General features: G+C 71.3%; 29 protein-coding genes, 2 tRNA genes and 1 riboswitch. Of the genes, 17 read left to right on the forward strand and 14 right to left on the reverse strand.

Annotation, left to right across the window (positions count from 1 at the left end; genetic code table 11):
• The first annotated feature begins 15 nt into the window (after window positions 1-15).
• Window positions 16-633: a GNAT family N-acetyltransferase gene (locus tag AC1DYZ_RS03075; protein ID WP_477063752.1), complete on the forward strand. Its 618-nt coding sequence runs from the start codon at window positions 16-18 to the stop codon at window positions 631-633.
• Between the two features lie 255 nt (window positions 634-888).
• Here the strand turns inward: AC1DYZ_RS03075 and AC1DYZ_RS03080 are convergent, their stop codons facing one another.
• Complete coding sequence (locus AC1DYZ_RS03080) at window positions 889-2,088, reverse strand: MFS transporter (RefSeq protein ID WP_477063753.1); 1,200 nt, start codon at window positions 2,086-2,088, stop codon at window positions 889-891.
• A 105-nt stretch (window positions 2,089-2,193) separates the two neighbouring features.
• Here AC1DYZ_RS03080 and AC1DYZ_RS03085 point away from each other — a divergent pair, with 105 nt between their 5' ends.
• The 4 genes from AC1DYZ_RS03085 (at window position 2,194) to AC1DYZ_RS03100 (ending at window position 5,475) form a co-directional block, all read left to right on the forward strand.
• Window positions 2,194-2,706 (forward strand): Lrp/AsnC family transcriptional regulator, encoded by a 513-nt coding sequence (locus AC1DYZ_RS03085; protein WP_477063754.1) that lies wholly within the window; start codon window positions 2,194-2,196, stop codon window positions 2,704-2,706.
• Between the two features lie 206 nt (window positions 2,707-2,912).
• Window positions 2,913-3,419, forward strand: a complete 507-nt coding sequence (locus tag AC1DYZ_RS03090; protein ID WP_477063755.1) for a GNAT family N-acetyltransferase — start codon at window positions 2,913-2,915, stop codon at window positions 3,417-3,419.
• Window positions 3,420-3,501: 82 nt separating this feature from the next.
• Window positions 3,502-4,011: a GNAT family N-acetyltransferase gene (locus AC1DYZ_RS03095; protein ID WP_477063756.1), complete on the forward strand. Its 510-nt coding sequence runs from the start codon at window positions 3,502-3,504 to the stop codon at window positions 4,009-4,011.
• Window positions 4,012-4,827: 816 nt separating this feature from the next.
• Window positions 4,828-5,475, forward strand: a complete 648-nt coding sequence (locus tag AC1DYZ_RS03100; protein WP_477063757.1) for a hypothetical protein — start codon at window positions 4,828-4,830, stop codon at window positions 5,473-5,475.
• 441 nt (window positions 5,476-5,916) lie between these two features.
• On the opposite strand, the gene AC1DYZ_RS03105 is transcribed toward AC1DYZ_RS03100, so the two are convergent.
• Complete coding sequence (locus AC1DYZ_RS03105) at window positions 5,917-6,888, reverse strand: GGDEF domain-containing protein (RefSeq protein WP_477063758.1); 972 nt, start codon at window positions 6,886-6,888, stop codon at window positions 5,917-5,919.
• A gap of 207 nt (window positions 6,889-7,095) precedes the next feature.
• Here AC1DYZ_RS03105 and AC1DYZ_RS03110 point away from each other — a divergent pair, with 207 nt between their 5' ends.
• From AC1DYZ_RS03110 to AC1DYZ_RS03125, 4 genes are all read left to right on the forward strand, one after another.
• The gene (locus AC1DYZ_RS03110; RefSeq protein WP_477063759.1) at window positions 7,096-7,329 is read left to right on the forward strand and encodes a hypothetical protein; all 234 of its coding nucleotides are present in this window, start codon (window positions 7,096-7,098) and stop codon (window positions 7,327-7,329) included.
• A 102-nt stretch (window positions 7,330-7,431) separates the two neighbouring features.
• On the forward strand, window positions 7,432-7,644 hold the full coding sequence (locus AC1DYZ_RS03115) for a three-helix bundle dimerization domain-containing protein (protein ID WP_477063760.1): 213 nt from the start codon (window positions 7,432-7,434) through the stop codon (window positions 7,642-7,644).
• A 152-nt stretch (window positions 7,645-7,796) separates the two neighbouring features.
• Complete coding sequence (locus tag AC1DYZ_RS03120; protein WP_477063761.1) at window positions 7,797-8,066, forward strand: hypothetical protein; 270 nt, start codon at window positions 7,797-7,799, stop codon at window positions 8,064-8,066.
• A gap of 87 nt (window positions 8,067-8,153) precedes the next feature.
• Complete coding sequence (locus AC1DYZ_RS03125) at window positions 8,154-8,780, forward strand: hypothetical protein (protein WP_477063762.1); 627 nt, start codon at window positions 8,154-8,156, stop codon at window positions 8,778-8,780.
• 335 nt (window positions 8,781-9,115) lie between these two features.
• Here AC1DYZ_RS03125 and AC1DYZ_RS03130 read toward each other — a convergent pair whose 3' ends face one another.
• The 3 genes from AC1DYZ_RS03130 to AC1DYZ_RS03140 all read right to left on the reverse strand — a co-directional run bounded on the left by AC1DYZ_RS03130 (window position 9,116) and on the right by AC1DYZ_RS03140 (window position 11,541).
• The gene (locus AC1DYZ_RS03130; RefSeq protein ID WP_477063763.1) at window positions 9,116-9,448 is read right to left on the reverse strand and encodes an STAS domain-containing protein; all 333 of its coding nucleotides are present in this window, start codon (window positions 9,446-9,448) and stop codon (window positions 9,116-9,118) included.
• 399 nt (window positions 9,449-9,847) lie between these two features.
• The gene (locus tag AC1DYZ_RS03135) at window positions 9,848-10,720 is read right to left on the reverse strand and encodes an alpha/beta hydrolase (RefSeq protein ID WP_477063764.1); all 873 of its coding nucleotides are present in this window, start codon (window positions 10,718-10,720) and stop codon (window positions 9,848-9,850) included.
• The gene (locus AC1DYZ_RS03140) at window positions 10,717-11,541 is read right to left on the reverse strand and encodes an alpha/beta fold hydrolase (RefSeq protein ID WP_477063765.1); all 825 of its coding nucleotides are present in this window, start codon (window positions 11,539-11,541) and stop codon (window positions 10,717-10,719) included. The genes AC1DYZ_RS03135 and AC1DYZ_RS03140 overlap by 4 nt, the downstream gene beginning before the upstream one ends.
• Before the next feature lie 215 nt (window positions 11,542-11,756).
• Between AC1DYZ_RS03140 and AC1DYZ_RS03145 the strand changes: the two genes are divergently transcribed.
• Entirely contained in the window at window positions 11,757-12,713 is a 957-nt protein-coding gene (locus AC1DYZ_RS03145; RefSeq protein ID WP_477063766.1) for a helix-turn-helix domain-containing protein, read from the forward strand.
• A gap of 33 nt (window positions 12,714-12,746) precedes the next feature.
• On the opposite strand, the gene AC1DYZ_RS03150 is transcribed toward AC1DYZ_RS03145, so the two are convergent.
• From AC1DYZ_RS03150 to AC1DYZ_RS03160, 3 genes are all read right to left on the reverse strand, one after another.
• A complete protein-coding gene (locus AC1DYZ_RS03150) occupies window positions 12,747-13,076 on the reverse strand; it encodes a DUF2510 domain-containing protein (protein ID WP_477063767.1) in 330 nt (109 codons plus the stop codon).
• Between the two features lie 58 nt (window positions 13,077-13,134).
• A tRNA-Asn gene (locus tag AC1DYZ_RS03155) sits at window positions 13,135-13,210 on the reverse strand.
• Between the two features lie 47 nt (window positions 13,211-13,257).
• Window positions 13,258-13,770 (reverse strand): hypothetical protein, encoded by a 513-nt coding sequence (locus AC1DYZ_RS03160; RefSeq protein ID WP_477063768.1) that lies wholly within the window; start codon window positions 13,768-13,770, stop codon window positions 13,258-13,260.
• Between the two features lie 144 nt (window positions 13,771-13,914).
• On the opposite strand from AC1DYZ_RS03160, the gene AC1DYZ_RS03165 reads away from it, so the two are divergent.
• The 3 genes from AC1DYZ_RS03165 to AC1DYZ_RS03175 all read left to right on the forward strand — a co-directional run bounded on the left by AC1DYZ_RS03165 (window position 13,915) and on the right by AC1DYZ_RS03175 (window position 15,946).
• Window positions 13,915-14,355, forward strand: a complete 441-nt coding sequence (locus tag AC1DYZ_RS03165) for a hypothetical protein (RefSeq protein ID WP_477063769.1) — start codon at window positions 13,915-13,917, stop codon at window positions 14,353-14,355.
• Window positions 14,356-14,359: 4 nt separating this feature from the next.
• Window positions 14,360-15,847: a multicopper oxidase family protein gene (locus tag AC1DYZ_RS03170; RefSeq protein ID WP_477063770.1), complete on the forward strand. Its 1,488-nt coding sequence runs from the start codon at window positions 14,360-14,362 to the stop codon at window positions 15,845-15,847.
• A 25-nt stretch (window positions 15,848-15,872) separates the two neighbouring features.
• A tRNA-Ile gene (locus AC1DYZ_RS03175) sits at window positions 15,873-15,946 on the forward strand.
• On the opposite strand, the gene rox is transcribed toward AC1DYZ_RS03175, so the two are convergent.
• Window positions 15,906-17,372 carry a rifampin monooxygenase gene (rox, locus tag AC1DYZ_RS03180; protein ID WP_477063872.1) on the reverse strand — a complete coding sequence of 489 codons (1,467 nt, stop codon included), beginning with the start codon at window positions 17,370-17,372 and terminating at the stop codon, window positions 15,906-15,908. The two genes, AC1DYZ_RS03175 and rox, sit on opposite strands and share 41 nt — an antisense overlap.
• A gap of 147 nt (window positions 17,373-17,519) precedes the next feature.
• On the opposite strand from rox, the gene AC1DYZ_RS03185 reads away from it, so the two are divergent.
• Entirely contained in the window at window positions 17,520-18,326 is an 807-nt protein-coding gene (locus tag AC1DYZ_RS03185; protein ID WP_477063771.1) for a DUF1206 domain-containing protein, read from the forward strand.
• 74 nt (window positions 18,327-18,400) lie between these two features.
• A riboswitch (cyclic di-GMP riboswitch) is annotated at window positions 18,401-18,475 on the forward strand.
• A 16-nt stretch (window positions 18,476-18,491) separates the two neighbouring features.
• A complete protein-coding gene (locus AC1DYZ_RS03190; protein WP_477063772.1) occupies window positions 18,492-18,710 on the forward strand; it encodes a BldC family transcriptional regulator in 219 nt (72 codons plus the stop codon).
• A 56-nt stretch (window positions 18,711-18,766) separates the two neighbouring features.
• On the opposite strand, the gene AC1DYZ_RS03195 is transcribed toward AC1DYZ_RS03190, so the two are convergent.
• Genes AC1DYZ_RS03195 through AC1DYZ_RS03210 form a run of 4 tightly spaced genes read right to left on the reverse strand, consistent with a single transcriptional unit; the run spans window position 18,767 to window position 23,340 of the window.
• The gene (locus AC1DYZ_RS03195; protein ID WP_477063773.1) at window positions 18,767-20,011 is read right to left on the reverse strand and encodes an arginine deiminase; all 1,245 of its coding nucleotides are present in this window, start codon (window positions 20,009-20,011) and stop codon (window positions 18,767-18,769) included.
• A gap of 43 nt (window positions 20,012-20,054) precedes the next feature.
• The gene (locus tag AC1DYZ_RS03200; RefSeq protein ID WP_477063774.1) at window positions 20,055-20,594 is read right to left on the reverse strand and encodes a TetR/AcrR family transcriptional regulator; all 540 of its coding nucleotides are present in this window, start codon (window positions 20,592-20,594) and stop codon (window positions 20,055-20,057) included.
• Between the two features lie 13 nt (window positions 20,595-20,607).
• Window positions 20,608-22,608, reverse strand: a complete 2,001-nt coding sequence (locus tag AC1DYZ_RS03205) for a YhgE/Pip family protein (RefSeq protein ID WP_477063775.1) — start codon at window positions 22,606-22,608, stop codon at window positions 20,608-20,610.
• A 9-nt stretch (window positions 22,609-22,617) separates the two neighbouring features.
• Window positions 22,618-23,340 carry an ATP-binding cassette domain-containing protein gene (locus AC1DYZ_RS03210; RefSeq protein WP_477063776.1) on the reverse strand — a complete coding sequence of 241 codons (723 nt, stop codon included), beginning with the start codon at window positions 23,338-23,340 and terminating at the stop codon, window positions 22,618-22,620.
• 159 nt (window positions 23,341-23,499) lie between these two features.
• On the opposite strand from AC1DYZ_RS03210, the gene def reads away from it, so the two are divergent.
• Window positions 23,500-23,988 carry a peptide deformylase gene (gene def, locus AC1DYZ_RS03215; protein ID WP_370504120.1) on the forward strand — a complete coding sequence of 163 codons (489 nt, stop codon included), beginning with the start codon at window positions 23,500-23,502 and terminating at the stop codon, window positions 23,986-23,988.
• Between the two features lie 146 nt (window positions 23,989-24,134).
• Window positions 24,135-24,635, forward strand: a complete 501-nt coding sequence (locus AC1DYZ_RS03220) for a DUF3145 domain-containing protein (protein WP_456825538.1) — start codon at window positions 24,135-24,137, stop codon at window positions 24,633-24,635.
• Between the two features lie 54 nt (window positions 24,636-24,689).
• On the opposite strand, the gene AC1DYZ_RS03225 is transcribed toward AC1DYZ_RS03220, so the two are convergent.
• Window positions 24,690-25,937 carry a beta-ketoacyl-[acyl-carrier-protein] synthase family protein gene (locus tag AC1DYZ_RS03225; RefSeq protein WP_477063777.1) on the reverse strand — a complete coding sequence of 416 codons (1,248 nt, stop codon included), beginning with the start codon at window positions 25,935-25,937 and terminating at the stop codon, window positions 24,690-24,692.
• Window positions 25,938-26,016 lie beyond the last annotated feature (79 nt).

The following is a 26,016-nucleotide window of genomic DNA, read 5'->3' on the forward strand; positions in this document are numbered from 1 at the left end:
GAGTAGGTTGCCCGCATGCCTGTCGTGAGGATCGAGACGCTCACACCGGAGACGTTCGAGGACTTCGCCGCTCTGATCGAGCGGAACGCGGGCATGTTCGCCAGCTGCTGGTGCACGAAGTTCCATCCCGACTGCGCGGAGAAGGGTCAGAGCGCCGAGGCGAACCGGGCACTCAAGCGGCGTCTCGTGGCCGACGGGCTCGCGCATGCGGCGCTGGTCTACGACGGCGACCGAGCTGTCGCCTGGGCGCAGTACGGATCACCCGAGGAGTTGCCCAGCATCCATCACCGCAAGGAGTATCTCGCCACTGCCGAGCGACTCCCCGACTACCGGGTGACCTGTATCCAGGTCGAGCGCGGCCTTCGCGGTCGGGGCCTGGCGGCGGTCGCCMTGCGCGGAGCAGTGGAGCTGATCGCGCGTGCCGGCGGCGGCTTTGTCGAGGGCTACCCGCACGACACCGGCGGGGTCCGGAAGAAGAACTCGTCCTTCCTCTACAACGGCACTCGCACCATGTACGAGCGCGAGGGCTTCATCTATAACCGACCCAAGGGCTTGGTCAACTGCGTGATGGTGCGCGAGGTTGCCCCGAGCACGCCCGACTTATCCCCGTCCCAGCGCTCGACCCGGAGCTGACGTTGTCCGCCCCGCGACTCCACGGGCGCCGCACGCCGGCGTCCGGCACCCGTCTTGGCGACTCGAGCTACGTGCGTCACGACAGCGCGGGCCGCGACCTCGACGACGTCGTGACGTCCGAGGACGTTGCCGAGCTTCTCGAGGTGAATCGATGCTTGACCTCAGGCTGCTGGACGGAGCTAGACGCCACAACGGGGGACACGCAACGAAGGCGTTGCGTGCGTGGCGGTGAGAGGGACGCTCAAGGTCGAAAACTCATCGGATGGCTCGAGGCGAGCTTCGCCGCCGATCGCTGAGCAGGAGGAGCGCCGGCACGAGGACGAGGGCGCCGGCCGCGAGCGTCAGCGCGGACCACCCGGCCAGCGCGAGGACCACAGTCGACGTGAGGGTGCCGGCCGCAGCCGAGATCCAGACGACGGCCTCGACGGAGCCCTCCACGTCGGCCCGCTGTCCCGCGGGCAGCCCGACGGCGAGCGACGCGCTGCCTCCGACGAAGCACAGGTTCCACCCGTACCCGAGGGCGAACAGGCCCACCGCCTGGGGGACGAGGGCGCCGGAGGCCGCAACGATCGTCGAGACGAGCAACGTGCCGAGGCCGAGTGCCATCACCGGCACCGGGCCCAGACCGTCGACGAGCCGTCCCGTGATCGGTGACAGCACGAACATGCCGAGCGTGTGGGCGGCGATGACGAGGCCGACGATGTCGAGACCGTGGTGGTGCAGGTGCAGCTGGACCGGCACCGACGTCATCACGGCGGCCATCACGACCTGCCCGGTGACCATCACCGCGAGACCGTCGCGCCCAGCCGGGGCGCCCAGGATCGCCCGCACGGGCACCCCGGAGCTGCTCGCGGGTCGTCGGGCCGTCCGCAGCGTGCTCAGGGCCAGCGCGGCGAGCAGGCCCGCCGGCACGGCGAGCAGGAACGCACCGGCGAGTGCGGGCCGTCCGAGGGCCTCCGCGAGGTGCGCGGTGGGGAGCAGGAGTAGTGGGCCGCCGACGGCGCCTACCGTCCCGGCCCAGACGATGAGTCCGATCGCAAACCCGCGTCGTCGTGCGGGCACGAGCTCGGCGGCCACGTACCGGGACAGCTGCGCGGCGGCGTTGCCCAGGCCGATCAGCAGCATGCCGCCGACGAGCAGCCCGACGTGGCCGAGCGGCACGGCCACCGCACCGACGGCGGCGCCGATGGCACTCGCCACGTACCCGAGCCGCAGGGCCGTCGCGGTGCGGGTGCGGTGGGTGAGAGAGGTGACCAGGAGGGCACCGAGCCCGGTTCCGACGACCGCTGCGGTCCCCGGCACCCCGCCCCACGCCGGTCCCAGGGCGTCGACCGCGACCAGCGCGGCCACGGTGCTGGTCGTCGCGATGACCGCGCTGCTCAGGGCGGCGCCGACGAACAGCGCCGACGTCGCCGGGGTGACCGCGGTGGGGAGACGTGCCCTGCTCAGCGCCATGCGATCGACGCTACGAAGGCCAGGGGCTGCGGTGAATGGCTGATCGCAGGCATTCGTCGCCCTTCGCCTGTCGATCGCGAGGCAATCCGAGGTTACGGTTTATAGATGAGCAAACCGCTCGACGGCACCGACTGGCGCATCCTCTCCGAGCTCCAGGACGACGGCCGGCTGTCGTTCAACCAGCTCGGCCGCAAGGTCAACCTGTCCGCACCCGCGGTCGCCGACCGGGTGCGGCGGCTGGAGGACGCGGGCGTCATCGCGGGCTACCAGGCCCGGATCGACCCCGCTCGCGCGGGCCTCCCGCTGACCGCGTTCATCAAGCTGCGGTGCTCACCCGGGCGCTGCCTGCTCAAGACGACCGAGTCCGACGAGTTCCCCGAGGTCGTCGAGATCCACAAGCTCAGCGGCAGCTCGTGCACCCTCCTGCGGGTCCGCGCCGCCTCGATGCCGCACCTGGAGGAGATCTTCGAACGCATCGGGCGGCACGGCGAGATCGACACCCAGATCGTGCTGTCCACCCAGTACGAGGGCCGCCCGGTCACTGAACCGCGCGCGGACAACCGGACCGCACAACGGTCGCTGGGATGGAGCCGCGAGACTCGGCCGGACGATGCCTGAGCGCGAGGCCTGACCGCGGCCGGACGGCCTCTAGCCCACCGAAGTCGGTTGTTCCAGGATTGCCCAGCGCTCGTCCGGCCCGTCCGCGGCCGCCCGCTCGGGCGCCGGGACCGCGCCCACGCATATCCGCTTCAGCTCCGCGCCGCCCGGTCCTACGCTGCCAGCCGCGTCCGAGGCGGGCGCGCCCCGCGATCCCGGAGACGACGGTGCTGATCCGACCCGAACGCCCAGACGACGACGCCGACGCGATCGATCGGCTGACCGTCGCCGCCTTCGAGCCGCAGTGGTTCAGCGACGGATCCGAGGCACCGATCATCCGACGACTGCGGGCGTCCGGTGACCTGACGCTCTCGCTGGTGGCGGAGGATGGCGGCGACGTCGTGGGGCACGTCGCGTTCTCGCCCGTGACGATCGACGGGTTGCACGACGGCTGGTTCGGGCTGGGGCCGATCTCCGTCCGGCTCGACCGTCAGCGGCGGGGGATCGGTCGGGCACTGGTGGCCGAGGGTCTGCGGCGGCTGCGGGAGCGCGGGGCCCGAGGCTGCGCGCTGATCGGTGACCCGGCGATCTACGGCCGGATGGGCTTCACGGGCGACGGGCCGTTGTCGCACCTCGACCTGGATCGCGCCGTCGTCCAGCACGTCACCCTCTCGGGGCCTACACCGCGCGGCGAGCTGCGGTTCGCGCCCGCGTTCGACGCCGCGGGGCGCTGAGCACCGCGGCGGCCAGCAAACCAAGGTCAGGTGACTGCGGACGCCCGTTGAGGGGCGCGCGGCTTTCGGTGAGAATTGCGCCATGGCGCTGACCACCCGGCTGCTGACGCCGGCCACGTGGGAGGACTTTGCCGCGCTCGTCGAGTCGAACAACGGTGTGTGGGGCGGCTGCTGGTGCATGGGATTCCATCCTGGCGGGTCCACCGGAACACGCCAGGGCAACCACGACGCCAAGCAGCATCTCGTGCGCCGGGGAGCGGTACACCAAGTCCTGGTGTACGACGAGGACAGATGTGTCGGCTGGTGTCAGTTCGGCACCCCGCCGGAGCTCCCTAACATCAAGAGTCGCCGCGCCTACGACGCTGAAGCGCAGGATCCGCCCGACTGGAGGATCGGCTGCATCTTCACGAACTCGAAGGACCGCGGCAACGGGATCGCTGTTGCCGCCGTGCAAGGGGCCCTGGAGGAGATCAAGCGCGCCGGCGGAGGCGTCGTGGAGGCCTATCCCGAACAGACGGCGGATCGACCGCCGCAACGGGGCGCGTATCTCCACACCGGACCCGAAGAACTGTATGCTGGCATGGATTTGTGAGGGACCGGCGCATCGCCAAGTGGCGGTGGGTCATGCGCGCCACCCTCTGACGACATGAGCAGCCGGCTGTGGGCCGAACGTTGACACGACGGAGCAACGAGGGGATGTGCTCCGGCCTGACTCCGCCACCGCAGCGCGGCCCATGAGCGGCTACGCGGAGACATCGCCCCTCGCAGCCACCGGTCGACCGGCCCGTGCGTGTCCGCCACGCTGGCGACATGGACGTCATGGACCCCTGCCGGCCACCGCCGCGCGGACGGCGAGGCGGTGGCCGCACACCCACCCGCCTGACACGTGCATCCGTCGAGGCTGCGCACGTTGTCGTCGCGCTCAAACCCGGCCTCGACATCCCGCAGATTTCGGGCGTCCGGTACGACACATGGCCACTGCCAGACCCGCCAAGTGGGACGTCGACGGCATCCGCCCGCTGCGCGAGCACCTCCGCGAGCGCATCACCGCACTCGCTTCCCACTGAGCACCGACACAGAACTCCGAAGGTTTCCGCGGGCCGATTCGCGCGGGAGGGTGCTCTCGTGGCGGGAGGGTTACGCGTGTGGGGTGTGACCAGGTAGAACGTGGGGAATGAGCGCTGTTCTTGATGAGCCGGGCGGGTCTGTGATCGCGGACCTGAGCCCGGGTGTGTGGGTGGTCTTGGGCAGCGCACCGTCGGGTGACGCGACGAGTGCGCCCGTGGACGCCGCGGGGGCAGTTGTCGTCCCGGTCGTGGTCGGTGCTGGTGTTGCGCCGGGGGCACCCCGGACGTTGTCGCGGTCCGCGGTGTGGCTCGAAGGACGCCACGACGGTGCGGTGCGGGTCGTGGCTGCGCAGCGGCACGGGACGGTGCTGCTTGACCGGCACCAGTGGGGGCAGGAGGCAAGTCTGCCGTTTGGTGGGGAGCACGTGCTGCGGTCGGGCGTGTTCACGGTTGAGCTCATCAATGGGGTGTCGTTGGCGAAATTCGCGGTGACGACCGGGTTGGGTGATGGGCGACCGCCGGGGGTTGACGGGCAGATAGATGGAACGGCGCCGCGGTGGTCGCGGCGGGACGTGTTCAATCCTGCGGTGCCGGCCCGGACGGTCGCGGCGCTCTGCGTGCTGGCGTACGGGTGGCCGGGTCCGGTGCAGTCGATCGGGTCGGCGCGGCTGGTGGGGCACATGGTTGACGACCTGCTCGGGGTGAAGAAGTCGGACGGGTTCCTCACGCGGCGTCTGGACCAGGCGCTCGCGGATCTGGGGGTGGTGGTGCCCCCCGGGCAGGACAAGGTCCCGACGATCGCGGAGCAGATGTTGCGGGGCGGGGTGCTCGAGGACGCTGTGTATGTCGAGCTGGCACAGCTCCTGGAGCAACGCCGCCGTGAGGGTGCCCGCGCGGTGGCGGAGCGTGCACGTGCTGAGCATGGGCGCACGGCCCGTGTGCGTCCGGCGCCGCTTCAGTTGCCACCGTTTGGGGGTGGGCAGCGATGAGGGGCTGGGGCAGCTTGAGCAGATGTGTTGGTCGCGGTCGTGGGGCCGGACACCTGGGCACGCCGCGGACGGGGGGTGCATGATCGCTAGCGCTCGGCTGCGAGGGCTCGAGATGGGCGTTGATCCGGCGCCGGTGAGGGTCACGCGGAAGCCGGTCGGCCGTGCGACACGTCTCGCCAAGCGGTGCGCCGCACCGTGAACACGGGTCGCGCAGGGCGACGTCGTCCGGTCCGAGCGGGGCTCGTTGCTGACGGGGCCGTACAACTCGGACGCCAAGTCAGATGAGCTCGCGGTTGCTCAGCCACGGCCCGACGTCGAGCCAGCTTCCGTCGTCCCGAAGCCTTTCGAGGCCCGCCTTCGCCCCATCCTCGGACTGTTCCTCGACGGTGGATGCAAGGCGGCCGATCGCATCGGAGTACTTCTGCGATCGCTTTGCTCTCATCAAGCGTTCCGTGTCTCGACGATCTGCGCGTGCTCAGACTTCTGTTTGCGCATTCCCCGGTGAACGTCTTGCAGAAGAAGAGGGACGTCAGCCCACCCCTGCAGGCTGACGGCGGAGGCCGCCCGGACTGGCGGCCACTCGCCGTCGAGGAACCCCGAGGGAGCGGCGGCGAGCGCGCGCAGCGCGACCCGCCGCAGATCTTCCGCTACCTGACGGGCGCGTTCGTCAGGAACGGCGGGCAGCACCGCGCCGATGAGAATCTCGTCGTCGCCGAGGCGTCCGAGCACGCAGCCTGCGGGGAAGGCGTCGGTGAGCGCCCGAGCCATGGTGGCGAGCACGCGGTCGCCGTGGGGGAGACCGTGGATCGCGTTCAGCAGACCGAACGCCGTGACGTCGACCAGTGTCACCGCCGGGCGCCGGCGAGAGCCGTAAATCTCGCGCGCCCACGAGGCGAGCGTGTGCTCGAGCGTGTGCCGGTTGACCAGCCCGGTGGTGCGGTCACGCGTGCCCTGGTCGGCGAGCGCCGCAGCGAGGGTGTGCACAAGCTCCGCGGTTCCCGTCGCCGACCACAGGTCCGCGCGGACCACCACGTCCTCGAACCGGGACTCGGGCGGCCGACCCATCGCCAGCAGGGCAGCTTCGACGACGGACGAGGTCGGGTCGACGACCAGGGGATCCCAGTCCGCCACGGCGCGCGCGGGGCGTCGCGTCAGGACCGCGCGGCCATAGCCGAGCCGGCCCGCCATGCCGGCGTTGAACCGCGACCGCGTGATGAGTCCGATCCGGCTGGGATCGGCACGGTCGAGGACCCCGATCCGCACGAGAGTCGGATCGAGGAAGAGCGGTTCCACCTCGTGCACGGGCGTCTCGGCGTCGATCACCTGCAACGGGACCGCGAGAGTCGCGACGAGCGCGGTGGGCGGGACGGCGCCGGAGCGTAGGTCACGCAGGAGGGTCTGGACATCAGCCACGACCGGATCCTCGTCAATGACGTCGCAGGTCATGAGGCGGTTCTTCCAGTCGTTGGTGAGTGTTCACGCACGAGTCACCGGGGGCGCCGCTCGGCCTCTTGGACGGCGCGAGACGTGAGCGAAGTTCGCCCGTCGTTCAGCCGCCCGTCGCCGAGACCTTCTAGGGTCTGCGCCTTAAGGGAACGGTGGCGGAGCGGGGGCGCGACGATGACGCACGAGCCGACGATCGAGCTGTCCGCGGCCGGGTTGAACGGGTCGCACCTCGGCAAGACGGCGACACTCGCCTTCGGCACGGAACGGCACCCCCGCGGGCTGTTGCGGGGCACGCTCGAATCGGTGAAGCACGCCGCCGCGTCCGACGACGTCGAGGTCACGCTGGCGATCGAAGGCCAGCGGATCCCGATCGACGTCCACAAGGACAAGGTCGTGCAGGTGGAGTGACGCCGCCGACGTCGTCGCGGAGCGTCGATGGACACCTCAACATTCGTCCAGAGGTCGACCACTGTTGTCCGCGCGGATCCGTGCGGCGCGCAGCATGCAGCCATGCCCGTCGAGAATGAAGGTCACGCGATCGACGAAGTCGTCGATCGACTCGCCCTGCGATTTCCCTCCATCTCGGGAGCGCGCATCCTGTCCGAGGTACATGCGCGGCTCGCGAGCTTCGTCGGCGCGTCGGTCCGCGACTTCGTGCCCGTGCTCGTCGAGCGCGAGGTCGCCGAGGCTCTCGCGGACGCAGCGCGTGGCGAGGACGCCTAGGGCGCGCGCGTCGCGGTGGACGTACCACGAGTCGCAGCCGGCCCTAGGCACTGTCACTGTCGCTGACGTCCACGCCGCCGACACCCGTCGCCACCCGGGTGTTCACGGCGAGGGACCACCCTGGTGCAGATCCTCCTGGGAAGGGAGCCGCCATGCGCATCGAACGCTCCACGGCACACCGCATGTGGACCGCCGAAGGCGAGCCTGTCTACGTCGTCGAGCTGTGGACCAGCGGCGGCGACGTCGAGCGCTGGCGGTTGCTCGACGCCGAGGACGTCGAGGACGTCATCGAATGGGCCAGGAGCCGCCAGCGTGGCCGCCTCCTCGCTGTGAGCCTCGAGCACCAGGACGAGTTCGGTACGTCGATCGTGCGCATCTTGGGCCCAGCCCGCTCGGCACGCGCAGCGATCCGATCGGCGTGAGCCCACCGACACGAACCGGCCCGCGCCCGACTGCACCCACCGCGTCCACGGATATGGGTCCTATTCGTCGTCGTCTCCGAGACGAGCATGACCTCGGCGAAGCGCGGCGCGGCCGACCAGAAAGCGGTCACGACCTCTGCGACCGAGTCGGAGACGTACGGCGCGATGAGGAGGAGAGGACGCTCGGTCGGGAGAGCGATGGCCGTTGCGATGCGCCGGTTCCGGGGCAGACCTGCGTCGGGCGGTAGCCAGCGCCTCGGGTTGGATCCCGGGTCAGTGGTGAACTTTGTGGCCATGACGCTGTTCATGAATTCACCCGATCTCATCGCCCGCGCACCGGTCGCGGTGATGCAAGCAACATGCGCAGACGACCTCGCCGAAATCCAGAGGCTCTGGCCCTGGTTCGAGGAGCGAGTCGGGTTACAAGGCCGCAAGATGTACGCAGCCGCAGACGTCCTGGCGCAGACCTACTCGACGTGCACGCCTCTGCGAGAAGGCGACAACCCTGCTCACCTGGGCCTGGAGGTCGGCGAACTGCCAGGCGGCATGTTCCGCCGTGGTCGCCTGCGGGGCACGCCTCCCGAGATCTACGCCTCGATCGGGCCCGGACTCGAGGAGTTGGAGTCAGGAGGCGCGGTCGACCAATCGCGACCGCTCATCGAGTTCTACAGACGGCACGATGAGATCGAGCTGTGGGTACCTGTCACGTCCTGAGCAGCACCGCCCGCTCGTGGCAAGCCGGTTCCGTTTCCGCGCAGGTCACAGGCCGATCCTCAGACATTCAACGAGACTTGGCCCAAACCAAACGTCGCTGCACTGGGTCGGCGAGCTCACGCGTGACGACGCGGCGGGCCGTGCCGGGCGCGACCTGGACGGCCTCGTCGACGAGCTGCTGCGGCGGCTGGTCCCCGAGAGCGAGGCGGACGACGACGTCGCGGTCCTTGCCGTCTAGATTTGCGAACCCTGGCGCCGCACACGAGGCCGTAGAACAGCCGATGTCGATCGTTGGTTGTCCGGACCGACGGTCCGCGTGCGCCCCTGTCGCGTGACTAGACGTCGTCGCATCCGGCCAGGACATCGTCCATTGCCAGGAAGTGGAGGAGCGACCTGACGGTCGGGGAGGTGGCCATCGTCAGCGGACCGTGGCCGTAGCACCGAGCGATGAATCGGGCGCCAGCCGCGTCCATGAAGGTCACACTCGTTGCGTCCACGATCACCGGGAGCCGGCAATCACGGACCGCGCGGGCAGCGTCGTCCAACTCGCTGTCGAGGGCGATGTCGATCTCCCCGGCCAGGGTCACGCGCGCCGCGTCGAACGCCACAACGACCCGTACGGTCCCGACGGGTTCGTCTGCGACGCGGATCTGCTCGCTGCTGGTCACGCCCTGTGCCGCCCTCTCTTGGCAACCTCCGACACCGATCCCGGCAGGAGATTAGACGTCCTGCGGCCCGCGCTGCACCACACCCCAAGGGGTGCATCGGCGCGGCGCCAGCTGACTCATCGCCGGCGGCTCGCGGTTGCTGCCAGGCCGGGGTCGCGCCCGCCGTCGAACCGTTGCGACCTCGTAGTACGTGTCTGGGCGTGGCGCGGGCGCACCGGCAATGCGGATTCATCGCGGTTGTCCGGACGGCGCTCAGCAGACCTGTGAGCGGACAGGTAGGTGAGACACGTCGCGTCTCACCTACCTGTCCGGTTCCTCAGATCAGCCATTCCGCATCGCGCCCGTCTGGGGCTCGACAAGGGAATCGTGGACGGGGCGGCGCGCAGCGGGCCACGGCCCTCATCCCTTGTCGGACCCCGCGTTGCGTGCCGACTGCACGGAGATGAACGACAGCGCGGACTCGGCGACGACCTCCCACCCGCTGTAGATCGTCAACGAGTGACCTCGACCGGGGATCTCTTCAATCTCAGTGACGGCCACGTTGCGCCGCTGCTTCTTGTAGGACGCGTTGGTGATGGCCCACGGCACCGTGTTGTCTGCCCCGCCCGAGATCAGCTTCATCGGGCCCCGGTTCGCCGCGAGGGTGTCCACCGACGCCTCCGAGCGGAAGGAGTAGTTCGCGAGAGCCGCCTGGAACAACGGGCGACCGGGTGCCGCGATGTGCTGGGACTCGTACAGGCGCCTCGCCTCAGCCTCGGTCAGCGCGTTGGCCCAGCCGTAGCGGAACTGCTCGAACGTCAGGGCCACCGCCCGCTTGCGATTCGCCGGGTTCCCGAGCACCGGCAGTGAGGACCGCAGGGTCGAGAGCGGCAGCGGCAGGACCCCCTTGAACGGGGCGGGGTCGATCGCCACCGAAGCGGACGCGAGCCCCATGCCGGCGAGTTTCTGGGTGATCAGCCCACCGAACGAGTGACCGACGACGACCGGCTTCGAGTCGAGCGCGCCGATGACGTCGGCCACGTGGGCGGTGACCTGGGCGACGCCCTTGCCGGCCAGGATGGACGGGTCCCGACGCGCCTCGAGGACGGTTGCCGGATCGTCCGGCCAGCTCGGGGCGATCGTCGCAAAGCCCTGCCCCTCGAGCAGTTCGCGCCACGGATCCCAGGAGCCGGCCAGGAGCCAGAGGCCGTGGACGAGGACGACGGTCGGTCTGCCGGACGCGTTGGCCGCGGCGATCTGGGTCCGCTCGGTGGCGGTGATGGTGTCGCTCATCGGGTCAGGAACGCGAGCAGGTCGGCGTTGAGCTGGTCCTTGTGCGTGTCCGTGATGCCGTGCGGCGCACCCGCGTAGACCGTGAGCTCGGCGCCCTTGATGAGCGCGGCCGACGCCTTGCCGCCGACCTCGAACGGCACCACCTGGTCGTCGTCGCCATGGATCACCAGCGTCGGGACGTCGAACGTCGCCAGGTCGTCGCGGAAGTCGGTGGCCGAGAACGCGGCGATGCTCTCGTACGCGTTGCGGTGGCCGGCCTGCAGCCCTTGACGCCAGAACACGTCCTGCATGCCCTGCGACACCGACCCGGGCTCCCGGTTGTTCCCGAAGAACGGGCCCGCGGCGAGGTCCTTGTAGAGCTGGGACCGGTCGGCGAGCGACGCGGAGCGCAGCCCGTCGAACACCTCGATCGGCACGCCGTCGGGGTTGTCCTCGGTGCGCAGCATGAAGGGCGGAACAGCGGAGACCAGGACCGCGCGGGCGATCCGCAGGGTGCCGTGCCGGCTGATGTAGCGGGAGATCTCACCGCCCCCCGTCGAGAAGCCGACGAGCGTGAGGTCCGTGAGGTCGAGCGTCTCGATGAGCGTCGCCAGGTCGTCGGCGTACGTGTCCATCTCGTTGCCGTCCCACGTCTGGGTGGACCTTCCGTGGCCGCGTCGGTCGTGCGCGATCACCCGGAACCCGTGCTCGGCCAGGAACAGGGCCTGGGCCTCCCAGCTGTCGCTGTTGAGCGGCCAGCCGTGGGCAAGGAGCACAGGCGGGCCCGACCCCCAGTCCTTGTAGAAGATCTCGGTTCCGTCGAACGTGGTGACGAAGGGCATGGTGGTGTGCTCCTGCAGGTCGGTGGCGTGATGGACGACCAGAACGTAAGAACCCGTTCGGCGTCACGGGTTGCCCGACGGTGCACAGAACCTGACTCAGAGCGACGGGTCACACGTTCTTGCTCGTGAGTGCACGGATCCACCACCGAACTGCTGACGAACCGACCGCGGACCCGCATACTCCGAGAGTTGCCTCAGGAGACAGGAGCCACCACGTGGCCGTGCTCTTCGACACCGACCTGGTGTCCCGCACAGACCGCATCGAGACGTGGCGCGCCGCGATGGTCGACGCCGTCCTGCCGATGAACCTGTACATCCCCGACGCGGACCGCCTGTCCGCGCGTGTCGAGGCATGGCAGCTGGGCGACCTCAAGCTCGTGCGCGCCGAGTCGAACGTCGGGATGTCGATGGCACTCACGCCACGCCAGGCCGGTGCCCGCGACGAGCCTCTGTTCAGCGTCGGGCTCGCCCTGTGCGGGGGCGGCCAGTACGACCAGTTCGGCGTCCAGCGCACACTTCCGCAGGGCGAGCTTCACGGCGTCGACCTGAGCATTCCCTTCACCTACGGGCGCGACGAGGGCGGTCCGTCGCTCTCGCTCACGGCGATGACCGCGGACCAGCTCGGCATGCCTGTCGACGTCATCCGGCACGCCGTGGTCCGGCTGCACACGAGCCCGCTCTACCCGCTGGTCCGCCAGCACGCGCGGAGCCTGGCAGCCACACCGGCGCTGGCCGACGACCCTGCGGCGACCGAGCTGGGCGCAGCCACGATCGAGCTGGTCCGAGCCCTGTTCGCCTCTGCGTCTCGCGACGTCCGCCACGGTCGCGACCTGCTTGCCGACACCCTGATGACCCGCGTCCGCACCTACGTACGGCTGAACCTGCGCGACCCCGACCTGCGGCCCGCGCGGATCGCCGCTGCGCACAACGTCTCGGTCCGCTACCTGTTCCGGATCTGCCAGGAGGCCGGGTTCAGCATCGAGCAGTGGATCATCACGCAACGACTCCTCGGTGCCCGCGACGAGCTGGGCTCGTCGTCGAGCCGCGGTCGGAGCATCGAGTCGATCGCGCGCGGCTGGGGGTTCGCGGACCCAGCGCACTTCAGTCGACGCTTCCGCGACCGCTTCGGCATGACCCCGCGCGACTGGCGAACGGCCGCGACGCGCTCGTGACCGATCCGCCGGCCCGCAACGCTGGCTGGCGCATCATCCGCGCGCCTGGTTGTCGGTCCAGATTCCCCTCGGCCAGAGCGAGACAGGCGCCTTGCGCGAGCTCGCGGACTGCACGATCGCCGGCTCCGGGCGGTGGGATTCACGAACGGGTGGCGCAGCAGCCGCTTGCTCGCGTGGCGCAGTGTGCTCCGTCCATCGCTGCCCGTCCCACCATCTCAGCGCGGTGGGGTCGTTCGGGTCGTTGTCCCAAGCGGGAGCGGCGTTGCTCAGGGCCACACCGTATCGACGATGGGCGTGGCGGCTGCCTCGAATCGACGCCTGGTTGCTCACATAGTGGAACCGAGGGACGTTCTGATCTGGCACGTATCTGGCACGGACGCACGAAGGCCCCCTCGAAAGGGGGCCTGACCTGCGGTTCTACTGGCTCCCTCGACTGGACTCGAACCAGTAACCGTCCGATTAACAGTCGGATGCTCTGCCAATTGAGCTACGAGGGATCGTGCGGGAAGAAACTCTAGCAGCCGAATCCGGGTGCCTCGGACGCTCAGCGGGGGAGTCCGACGGCGTCGCGCACCTCGTCCTCGGCAGCATCCACGACGGCCGCGACCTCGGGGTCGGACAGGTCGATGGACGCATCGCCGAGGACCTGCGTGAACAGCTCGCCGCCCTCGTCGCGCCGCAGGACGACGCGGGCGCGCTGGCCGCCGGGAAGTGTGACGGACACCGCATGGACGACGGACTGCTGCACGCGCTCGCGGAACGTCTGGGAGAACGCGAACGAGCCGGGCACCTCGGAGAACGTCAGCCGGTCGGTGTCGCCCCACACCCAGCGCAGGGTCATGGTGCGGGTGGCGGGGTCGAGGGATCCGTGGTCGACGTCCGACCAAGGGTGCCGGAGAGCCGGTCCGTCCGGGCCCAGGAGGTGCAGCGCGCGCCGGGTCGCGACGGCCCAGCGCCCGTCGGTGAGCTCGGTGCTGACGAGGACGGCGTCACCGGGCTGCAGGTCGAGCCGGGCGCGGTCGACGGCGGGCAGTCGGCGTCGGGAGAACAGGGGCACCCGGTCACGGTACCCGCGTGGCACACGCGCTCTAAAAGAGACAAAGCGGGCTATTGGTATCAAGTTGCCCGATGGAGGATCGTTGAGTCAGGCGCGGTCGGCCCCGATCGTGCCCTCGGAGCGCGATGGATCGAGAGGTACGCCATGAAAGCTACGTATCGGGTGCTCGCCTACTTGGTGGCCGCAGGAGTCTTCGTCCAGGCGGGCGCCATCGCGCTCGGTTGGTTCACGACCATCCACGAGCTGGACGACGGCGCCGTCATCGACTCGAACTACGAAGGCAACATCGGGCACTCGATCCACGGCACCAACGGGATGATGGTCATCCCCGTGCTCGTGATCGCGCTGCTCATCGTGTCCTTCTTCGCCAAGTTCGCCGGCGCGGTGCGATACGCGTTGATCATCTTCGGTCTCACCCTGCTCCAGATCGCGCTCGCGTTCGTGGCGTTCGGCGCCCCGGTGGTCGGTTTCCTGCACGGGATCAACGCGCTCGCGCTCCTCGGAGTGAGCATCATGGCCGCGACGCGCGTGCCGAGGGGTGTGACGACGACAGGCACCTCGGCCCCGGCCGAGGTCACCGCCTGAGCACGTGACCGACCGGGAGGCGTTGGGCCGACGGCGTCGGGTGGTGGCGGCCGTCGTCGCCACCGTGCTCGTGGTCGGCCCGCTCGCCTGGTTCTGGTGGACCAGCCTCGTCCCGGCGAACGCGTCCGTGATGGACATGGGGTACCCGGACTCCGGCGGCGGGCCGACTGAGTGGGTGGGTGGTGCCCACGAGCACGGAGCCGTCGACGGGCCGACCGTGAGCGTCGAGGCGCTCACGGGCCCGTCGACGGGTGTCCCCGATGTCGACGTGACGTTGACGGCCGAGTCGGGGCCCGTCTCGCTCGGCGGCGGTCGCTCGATCCAGGGCTACACGCTCAACGGCACCTCGCCAGGCCCGACCATCGACGCGCAGGTCGGCGACGTCGTGCAGGTGACGCTGGTCAACCGCTCGGTGCCCGACGGCACGACCCTGCACTGGCACGGCGTCGACGTGCCCAACGCGGAGGACGGCGTCGCCGGCGTCACGCAGGACGCCGTCCCCGTGGGCGGCTCGCACGTGTACCGGTTCGTCGCCGAGGATGCCGGCACGTTCTGGTACCACTCCCACCAGGTCTCGCACGCGCAGGTCCGCGGCGGCCTGTTCGGAGTCCTGGTGGTCCATCCCGCGACGTCCGACGACGCCGAGGTGGTCGCCGCGGTGCACACGTACGGGTCGACGCCGACGATCAACGGCAGTCCCGACGACCTGCGCGCCGCCGCCGAGTCCGGCGACCGCGTCCGCGTCCGCGTGGTCAACACGGGCTCCGGGGTGCTGCGGGCGTGGGTGCCCGACGCGGACTACCGCCTGCTCGCGGTCGACGGTCGCGACGTGCACGAACCGGGGGCGGTGCACGACCAGGCCGTGGTCCTCGGCGGCGGAGGTCGGGCCGACCTCGAGGTGACCGTCCCGTCCGACGGCCCGGTCCGCGTGCGGCTCGGGTCGCAGTCGGTGGTCGTCGGCCCGTCCGGTGACGCCCCGGGCGGCGACGACCCTCGCGCCGCGCTCGACCTCCTCACCTACGGCACGCCCACGGACGTCGGCTTCGACCCGCGCGCAGCCGACCGGCACTTCACCTACGCGATCGGCCGGCGTCCGGGCTTCGTCGACGGCCGCCCGGGGCTGCAGTGGACCATCAACGGGCACACGTACCCCGACGTCCCGATGTTCGTCGTGCGGGAGGGGGACGTCGTCCGGATGACGCTGCGCAACACCAGCGGCCAGCCGCACCCGATGCACCTGCACGGCCACCACCTGCTCGTCCTGTCCCGGGACGGGCAACCGTCGACCGGCAGCCCGTGGTGGACCGACTCGCTGGAGATGACCGCTGGGGAGACGTACGAGGTCGCGTTCGTCGCCGACAACCCCGGCATCTGGATGGACCACTGCCACAACCTCCCGCACGCGCAGGCGGGGCTCGTCGCACACGTGGCCTACGAGGGCGTGACCGACCCGTACGTGCTGGGCGGCGAGGCCGACAACGCGCCCGAGTGAGCGTCGGTAGGGTGTGCGGTGCCTCGGGGCAGTAGCTCAGCCGGTCAGAGCAGCGGACTCATAATCCGTGGGTCGTGGGTTCAAGCCCCACCTGCCCCACCGATGCATCAGCACCGAACCACCGTCGCAGGCTGCTGACCAGGTCGCCCTGGTCGTCGCCGACCCACGCCACGTGGCCGTCGGGCCGCAGCAGCACGGCCGGCACGTCCAGGTCGTCGGTCGTGTCGACGACGTGGTCGACGCGCTGCGCCMAACCCTCGACCGACAGTCGCCCGGTCTGGTCGAGCAGCAGCCCGCGACCGCCGCGCAGGAGCTCGAAGAGGCGGCCCTGCGTCAGCCGGACGTCCCGCAACCGCCGGCCCAGCAGCTCGTGCCCCTCGCCGAGGTCGTAGCGGATCCCGGTCGCCGTGATCTTCTCGACGAGGTGCCGGTTCACGTCGTCGAAGTCCATCAGCTCCTCCACGAGGCGGCGCACGGCCTGCGCGCCCGGCTCGAGGGACGACAGCTCGACCAGGACGCGGGTGGTGTCCAGCACGTCGGCCGCCACCGGGCGCCGTTCGGCCTCGTAGCTGTCGAGCAACCCCTCCGGCGCCCAGCCGTCGACCTCGGCGGCCAGCTTCCAGCCCAGGTTGAACGCGTCCTGGAGGCCGAGGTTGAGCCCCTGGCCGCCGTTGGGCGGGTGGACGTGCGCCGCGTCGCCGGCCAGCAGCACCCGCCCGGCCCGGTACCGCTCGGCCAGGCGGGTCGCGTCGCCGAACCGGGAGAGCCAGCGGGGGGAGTGCGCGCCGAAGTCGGTGCCGGCGAGCCTGCGCACCTGCCGCTTCAGCTCGTCCAGCGTCGGCGGGACGGACGGGTCCTCGGCGAGCCCGTCGGCGGGCGCGCCGAGCCGGTACACCCCGTCACCGAGCGGCACCGCGCCGAACCCCCGGTGGGTCTTGTGCACCTCGGCGACCACGGCGGCCAGCGTCTCCGGCGGTGTGGTCACCTCCACCTCGCCCAGCAGCCACTCGTGCCTGGTGGGGTCGCCGGGGAAGCCGATCCCGAGCAGCCTGCGCACGGCGCTGCGACCGCCGTCACACCCGACCAGGTAGCGCGAGCGCAGCCGCGTGCCGTCCGCCAGCTCGACGGTCACGGCCTCGCCGTCCTGGCTGAGCCCGAGAACCTCGCTCGCCCGCCGGACCTCGACGCCGAGCCCGACGGCGTGGTCGAGCAGCAGGCGGTCGGTGGTGGTCTGCGGAATACCGAGGACGAACGGATAGGGGGTGTCCAGCCCTGCCGGCGTCGGCTTGCGGATGCCGGCGAAGAAGCCACCGACCGGGTGCTGGCGGCCGAGGGCGAGGAACTGCTCGAGCAGGCCGCGCTGGTCCATGATCTCCACGCTGCGCGCGTGCAGACCGAGCGAGCGGACGACCCGGGTCGGCTCGGCGTCCCGCTCCAGCACGAGCGGGTGCACCCCGCGCAGCCGCAGCTCTCCGGCCAGCATCAGACCGGTGGGCCCGCCCCCGGCGACGATCACGTCGATCATGGTTCTCCCTCGCCTCGAGAGTCGGCTGCGCGAAACGAAACGACCAGCTGCGGGCACCGTCCATTCTGGCGGAGCCTCTCCGGTCGCCGGACGGCCCGACTCCTGCCACGATCTCGGGCACGGCACGATGGCGGAAGGGTGAGGGCAGTGGTCTCGACGAACGGCACGGTCAACGCAGAGCGGTCCTGGGAGCTCGCGGCTCGGGCCGGGTACGCGGTGAGCGGCGTCCTGCACGTGCTCATCGGCGTCCTCGCCCTGCGGGTCGCCTTCGGCAACAGCGGCGAGAAGGCGGACCAGTCCGGAGCGCTCGCCGCGATCGCGAGCACGCCCTTCGGGGGCCTCGTCCTCTGGTTCTCGGTCCTCGCGTTCCTCGCGCTCGGCGCGTGGCAGGTGGCCAAGGCGATCCACGGCGGCTCGCCGACGGGCGGCAAGAGCGACAGCGGTGCGGGGGACCGGGCCAAGGCGGTCGGTCGCGCGGTGGTCTACCTGGCGCTCGCGTTCGCGGCCTTCAGCTTCGCGCGCGGTGGTGGCAGCTCGAGCTCGCAGCAGACGGCCGACGCCACGGCGAAGCTGATGGGCGCGCCGGGAGGTCGGATCCTCGTCGCCGCGGTGGGCCTGGCGGTCGTCGTCGTGGGCGGGTACCACGTCTACAAGGGCTGGACCAAGAAGTTCCTCGAGGACCTCCACCGGCTCCCCTCGGGTCCCGCCGGCCCGACCGTTCGGCGCCTCGGCATCGCCGGGTACGTGCTCAAGGGGGTCGCACTCGCGATCGTCGGAGTGCTCTTCGTCACGGCCGCCGCCGAGGCCAACCCGTCGAAGGCGACGGGCCTGGACGGCGCCCTGCACACCCTCCGGGACCAGCCTGCGGGGGTCGCGATGCTGGTCATCGTCGCGCTGGGGCTCATTGCCTACGGCATCTACTCGTTCGCGCGCGCCCGTTATGGCCGGATATAAATCACCCGTTTGCGCGCGAAACGTGCGGGGCGCTTGTTGCACAAGCGTCCAGTTTCGGGCATAGTTCCCTTCGTCAGCGACAACGGCAAACCCGCTGCAAGGCGGGGACGCAAAGCCACGGGGCCTACAGGGCCAGCCGAGCTACCGAACGACAGGAGAACAGTCATGGCTGTCACCACGATCACCGACGCCCCCCTCTCGCAGGGCGCTCTGCTCACGCCGGGCGAGGTCGCCGTGCTCTTCCGCGTCGACCCGAAGACGGTCACGCGCTGGGCCCAGGCCGGCAAGCTCTCGGCCGTCCGCACCCTCGGCGGCCACCGCCGTTTCCACGAGTCCGAGGTGCGTTCGCTCCTCACGGGCGTCCCCACGCAGCGCGCGGAGTGACCTCGACCCCCAGCTTTTCCTGAGACAGCCCCTTCCGATGTCGGGAGGGGCTCTTCTCATGTCACGGGGTCGCGGACGATCGGGCAGGTCATGCAGTGCCCGCCCCCGCGTCCGCGGCCCAGCTCGGCCCCTCTGATCTCGACGACCTCGATGCCCGCGGCGCGCAGCAGCGCGTTCGTCGTGGTGTTGCGGTCGTAGGTGAACACGACGCCCGGCTCGACGGCCACGGCGTTGTTGCCGCTGTCCCACTGCTGACGCTCGGACGCGTAGGCGTCCCCGCCGGTCTCGATCACGCGCAGCGACGGGAACTCGAGCGCGTGGGCGACGACGTCGACGAAGCGTGCGCCGCCCTCGTCCGTGATGTGCACGCGGCCCCGGTCCGCGGGCCGCAGCGTGAACGCGTGGATGCCGTCCACGATCTTCGGGTACAGCGTCACCACGTCCCGGTCCGCGAACGTGAACACCGTGTCCAGGTGCATCGCGGCCCGCAGCCGGGGCATCCCTGCGACGACCACGCGGTCGGCGGCGCCCTGGGCGAACAGCGCGGCGGCCAGCTGCGTGATGCCCTGGCGGGACGTGCGTTCGCTCATGCCGACGAGCACCGTGCCGTTGCCGACGGGCATGACGTCGCCACCCTCGATCGTCGCGCGACCCCAGTGCCGCTCGGGGTCACCCCACCACACGGTGGAACCCGCGAAGTCCGGGTGGAACAGGTAGACGGCCTTCATCAGGAGCGTCTCGTCGCGCCGCGCCGCGTAGTGGAGCGGGTTCAGCGTGACGCCCCCGTACAGCCAGCAGGTGGTGTCGCGCGTGTAGAGCGTGTTGGGCAGCGGGGGCATCACGTACTCGTGCGCGTCGGGGGAGTACTCGGCGAGCGCGAAGTGCTCGTCGTCGAACCCGCCGGTGATGTCGACGGTGGCCAGGCCTCCGATGAGGAACTCCGCCAGCCGGCGGGGCTCGAGCCGCTCGAGAAACTCGCGGGCGTCGTCGACCAGCTCCAGGCCGACGTCGTCGGCCACGATCTTGCGGTCGAGGAGCCAGTCGCGTGCGCCGCGGACCGCCATGGTCTGCGCCAGCACGTCGTGCAGCTCCAGCACCTCGACGTCGCGTGCCCGAAGCTCGCCGACGAAGGCGCGGTGGTCGCGGATCGCGTTCTCGACCCACAGGACGTCGTCGAACAGCAGGTCGCCGGCGTTCGTCGGCGTCAACCGCCGGTGCGCGAGGCCCGGCTCGCAGACGAGCACCTTGCGCAGGCGACCGACCTCGGAATGCACGCCCGCGGTGGGGTGGTCGGTCGGCATCGCGGGCCCTCCAGGTGGCGTCACCGGCCACGCTACAACTGGCTCAGCGCAGCGTCCCGAGCACCGCGGTGCGGACGTCCTCCAGCGATCGGTCCGGCTGGAACACGAGCCACTCGAGGCCGGCCAGCAGGGTCGCGCCGAACAGCGCCGCGGCCGTCAGCGACGGGTCCCGCTCCGGCCACGTCTCGGCGACGACGGCCGCGAACGCTCCCATCGACTCGTCCCGCACCAGCCGGATCGAGTCCTGCCAGCTGCGCCCGGTGCGGAACGTCTCGGCGACCATGAGCTTGGCGAAGTCCGGGTGCGCCCGGACCTGCGTGAGCAGCTCGGTGACCAGCGTCTCGAGCGCCTCCCGGCCGTGCAGGCCCTCGGCGGCACCGCGAAGCGCGGCGGTCAGCCGGGTGACGCCCTCGGTGATGATCGCCTCGAACAGCCCGGACTTCGAGCCGAAGTTGTAGAAGACGCTGCCCTTGGCGACGCCCGCGGCCGACGCGATGTCGTCGACGGACGTCGCCGTGAAACCGCGGTCCGCGACGAGCGCGAGGGCGGCCTCGACGATGTGCTCCCGGGTGGTCGCGCTCATGGGCGTCAGCCTCTCAGATGCTCAGCGCCGGGTGCAGGCGCGCCACGGTCCAGGTCCGCAGCCGCCCGGCCTTCCACGACGTCACGGCGAGCGAGGCCACCGTGAGGCCGACGAGGTACGCCACGGCGGTCCAGAGGCGGACGTCCGGCGTGCCGGTGATGAGGTCGCGCAAGCCCTCGACCGCGTACGTCATGGGCAGAAGGGGGTGGATCGCCTGGAAGAACGCGGGGGTCGTCTGGACGGGGTAGGTGCCGCTGGCCGACGTGATCTGCAGCATGAGCAGCGCTATCGTGGCCACCTTGCCGGCGGCGGAACCCAGGACGGCGATCAGCATCTGCTGCACGGCCAGGAACGCCGCGGCCACGAGCAGCAGGAACGCGACCGTGCCCGCCGCGTGTCCGATGTTCAGCCCGAGCCCCAGGCCGACCACGCCGAGCAGCAGCGCGACCTGACCGGCACCGATCACCAGCGACGGCAGGTAGCCGGCGAGCGCGACCCGCCAGCCGGCCGCCGGCGTGGCCAGAGCGCGGGTGGGCAGCGGCCGCAGCAGCAGCCAGGTGATGAGTCCGCCGACGAACAGGGCCAGCGGGATGAACAGGGGAGCGAACCCCTCGCCGAGGCTGGCGGCGGGGGCCACGTCCTCGTCGTCGATGGCAACGGGCGTGGCGAGGGCGTCGGCTCGGGTGGTGCGCTGCGCGTCGGTGTCGTCAGGGATCTGACCGGCGCCGTCGGTCAGGCCGTCGGCCAGCTGCTGCGCGCCGCCGCCCAGCTKGCCGGTCCCGTCGGCCACCTGGGTCGCGCCGTCGGCGAGCGTCGCGGTGCCCGTCGCGAGGGCCGACGCCCCGGTGGCGAGCGAGTCGGCGCCGTCGGCCGCCTGCTGCGCGCCCGAGGCGAGCGTGGTGGCGGCGGTGGACAGGGTGCCCGCGGAGTCCGCGAGCGTGTCGAGGCCCGTGCTGAGCTGCGAGGCGCCGTCGGCCGCCTGCKCGGCGCCGGCGTCGAGGGCGTGCAGCTGCTCGGTMATCGTCGCGAGGTCGCCCGCCGACGGCAGGTCCGTGCCCGCCAGCCCGGCCAGGAGCGCGGCCGCGTCGGGGTCGCCCGCCGTCGCCCGCGCCGTGAGGTAGGCGGTGACCTGGTCCAGCCCGGTCGAGAGGGCGGGGAGCTTCCCGGTGAGGGTGTCGACCTGCTCGGTGGCCGTGTGGACGCCGTCGGCGACCGACTGCACACCGGCGCTGAGCGCCGCGCCCGAGTCGGCGGCGGTCGTGGCTCCGGTCGAGAGCCGCGAGGCGCCGGACGCCAATTGCGCCGCGCCGCTGGCCACCTGGCCGGTGCCGTCGTCGAGCGCCGCCGCGCCGTCGGCCAGCTGCGACGCGCCGTCGCGGGCGTCGGTGGCGCCGTCGGCCACCTGCTGGGCGCCGTCGCTGAGCTGCGCCGAAGCGTCCCGCAGCGAGATCGCGCCGTCGGCGGCCTGCAGCATGCCGTCCCGCGCGGAGCCGAGCCCGATCAGCACCTGGTCCACGGCCTCCTCGCCGGCGGTCGCCGCGACCGCGTCGCGTACGTGGTCCATGGCCGAGCGCCCGAGGGTGGTGCCGATGAAGGAGTTGGCGTCGTTGTACGTGACGTCGATCTGCGCCGCGGTCGGGTCGTCGCCTCCCGCGGAGACGAGGTCGGCTGAGAAGTCCGTGGGGATGGTGACTGCGAAGTAATAGTCGCCGTCGCGGACGCCCGCGGCCGCGTCGGAGGCGTCGGTGACCACCCAGTCGAGCGCGCCGCCGTCGGTGAGCTCGTCGGTGAGGTCCTGCCCGGCGGTCACGGGAGATCCGTCGCGCTCCGCGCCCGCGTCGGCGTTCACCAGGGCGACGGGCATGGCGTCCAGGTGCCCGGTCGGGTTCCAGAACGCCCACAGGTAGAGCGCGCCGTACAGCAGCGGCACGAGCAGCATCGCGGCGACGGCGAGCCGGGGGAGCCGACCGCGTCCGAACCGGCGGAGCTCGGTGCCGGAGGTGAGCGAGAGCATGACGATCCTTCAGTCGGTGAGGGAGCTGGGGGCGGAGACGGGCACGACGGTCCAGGTGGTGCCTGCGGCCTCGTCGGCGGCCGCGCAGGACACGACGACGGTGACGCCGGTGGCGGCGAGCGCTTCGAGCCGGTGCCAGACGATCCGGCGGCGGGCTCGGTCGTGGACCTGGTCGACGTCGTCGACGACGAGCAGGCCGGGACGCTGGGCCATCGCGAGCGCGATGCGGAGCAGGAGGACGTCGACCTCGTCGAGGTGCCAGACGACGGTCTGGACGTCGGGCACGGGTCGCTCGCCGAAGACGGGCGCGAGCACGCGGTCCACGAGCGCCTGGTCGGCGCGCGGCGAGCGGCGGTACCAGGGCGACAGCCACGCGAGGCGCTCCCGCACGTGGGCTCCGACGGTGACGGAGTCGTCCAGCTCGTCGATCCCGGCGAAGCCGGCCAGGGCCGCCTCGCGGTGGACGGCCGCGCGGTGCGCCGGGAGGTGGTGACCCAGGACGACGAGGTCCGACGACGAGTCGGGCACCATCCGGCCCGCGAGTGTGAGCAGCAGGCTCGAGCGCCCGGCGCCCTGCGGCCCCTGGATCAACGTGAGCTCGCCCGCGACGAGGTCGAGGTTGACCGGGCCGTACACGGTGCCGCGGTCGGCGTGCAGCTGGAGCGCGCGGGCGCGGACGGCGGGCGTCGGCGCCTCGACCTCGGGGGGGAGGGTCACGGGTGCGAGGGTCATCGGAACTCCTTCAACTGACCGGTCAGTACAAAAGCGTAGCCCGTCGTAGGGCCCTCGTCGCGGGCGGGGCGTGTCGTTCTCCTCACACTCGGTGGCCGGGCCCGCCCGCCCGAGGCTGCGGGCACCTCGTCGGCCGGTCCGCCGTGCGAGGATCGGCGCATGGCGATGCGAGAGATCCGGACAGTCGGAGACCCCGTCCTGCGCACACCCTGCGACCCGATCACGACGATCGACGACCGCGTACGCGGCCTCGTCGAGGACCTGCTCGAGACGGTCGACACCGACGGGCGCGCCGGCCTGGCCGCGAACCAGATCGGGGTCAGCCTGCGGGCGTTCTCCTGGAACATCGACGACGAGGTGGGCTACGTGCTCAACCCGGTCATCGTGGAGCTGTCGGAGGACGAGTACCAGGACGGCGACGAGGGCTGCCTGTCGGTCCCGGGGCTCTGGTACCCGACGCACCGGTCCTGGTACGCCCGCGTCGTCGGCACGGACCTGGACGGCAAGGAGGTCGTCGTCGAGGGTGTCGAGCTGATGGCGCGGTGCCTCCAGCACGAGGTCGACCACCTCGACGGGATGCTCTACCTCGACCGCCTGGAGCGGTCCGTGCGCAAGAAGGCCATGCGCGCCATCCGCGACACGCTCTAGCTGATCGGCCGCAGGCTGGCGCCTGCGGTGCTCGTCGGGCATGCTGTCCCCAGCACGCCGCGAGCAGCAGTACTTTGTGCGCGATTCTGAAACGTGACTGAGGTCGTTGGGGAAGGCGAACCTCGAGCCCGTTCAGGAGGACGACCATGGCTGGTGCGATTACCCGCGGTGTACTTTTCGTGCACTCTGCACCGCGAGCGCTGTGCCCCCACGTGGAGTGGGCGGCAGGCAACGTGCTGGGCACGCGCGCCTCGTTCGACTGGACGGCGCAGCCGGCCGGTCCGGGCTTCTACCGCGCCGAGCACTCGTGGCAGGGACCCCAGGGCACCGGCGCGCGTCTGGCGTCCGCCCTGCGCGGCTGGGCGCACCTGCGCTACGAGATCACCGAGGAGGCCAGCCACGGCGTCGACGGCTCCCGCTGGAGCCACACGCCCGAGCTGGGGATCTTCCACGCCGCGACCGACGTGCACGGCAACATCGTGGTGCCCGAGGACCGCATCCGTGCCGCGCTCGAGCACGCCGGGGACGCCCAGCGGCTGCGCACCGAGCTCGACCTGGCGCTCGGGCAGGCGTGGGACGACGAGCTCGAGCCGTTCCGCTACGCGGGCGCGGGCGCCCCGGTCCGCTGGCTGCACCGGGTCGGCTGAGCACGGCGGAGGCCCGCACCGACACCGGTGCGGGCCTCACGGCTGTCCGGACGGCTAGACCGATGCCACGACCAGAGCGACGTTGTGGCCGCCGAACCCGAACGAGTTGTTGACCGCCGCGATGTCGCCGTCACGCAGGGCGCGGGGCTTGTCGCGGACCAGGTCGAGCACCAGCTCGGGGTCGGGGTTGTCGACGTTGATGGTCGGCGGGGCGAGCCGGTCGCGCAGCGCGAGGATCGTGAAGATCGTCTCCAGCGCACCGGCGCCACCGAGCAGGTGGCCGGTCATCGACTTGGTGGCCGAGAGAGCAACGTGGTCGGCCTCGTCGCCCAGCAGGCCGCGGATCGAGCGGGCCTCGATGAGGTCGCCCACCACCGTCGAGGTCGCGTGCGCATTGACGTGGACCACGTCGATGCGGGCGATCCCCGACTCCTCGAGCGCGGAGCGCATCGCGCGGATCTGGCCCTCGCCGGACGGCTCGGGAGAGGTGATGTGGTACCCGTCGGCGGACAGGCCGACGCCGGCGATGCGGGCGTAGACCCGGGCGCCGCGGGCGGCGGCGTGCTCGGCGCTCTCCAGCACGACCACGCCGGCGCCGTCGCCCATCACGAAGCCGTCGCGGTCGACGTCGTACGGGCGCGACGCTCCCTCGGGGTTGTCGTTGCGCAGCGAGAGCGTCCGGGACGCGGCGAACGCGGCCACGTTCATCGGGTGGATCGACGCCTCGGTGCCGCCGGCGATGACGACGTCGGCCCGCCCGGTGCGGATCATCTCGACGGCGTAGCCGATGGCCTCGGCGCCCGACGCGCAGGCGGACACGACCGCGTGGGCCCCGGCGCGGGCGCCGAACTCGAGCGACACGTAGGCCGTGGGGGAGTTGGGCATGAGCATCGGCACCGTCATGGGCAGCACCCGGCGCGCGCTGTTGTGCGTGAGCAGGGCCTCCCACGCGTCCAGGATCGTGCGGATGCCGCCGATGCCGGAGGACACGACGGAGCCCAGCCGGTCGCCGTCCACCTCGGGCGAGCCGGCGTCGGCCCAGGCCTCGCGCGCCGCGATGATCGCGTACTGCGCGGAGGGGTCCATCTTCTTCAGCTCGGGGCGCGCGAGGACCTCGGCGGGGTCGACCTTGATGGTCGCCGCGAACTCGACGGGCAGGCCGAACCGCTCGACCCAGTCGTTGTCGAAGCGCCGGGCGCCCGACTCGCCGTTCAGCGCGGCGGCCCAGGTGCTGGGGACGTCCCCGCCGAGAGGCGTGGTGGCTCCCAGTCCGGTGACGACGACGTCGGGTACGTGGCTCATCGGTGCTCCTGGTCGGCGATCGAGAGGCGGCGAGGGGTGGTCGGTCCCGGGCGTAGGTGTCCGGGACCGACCCGGTGGC

It is taken from the genome of Cellulomonas sp. P1_C4, assembly GCF_056406355.1.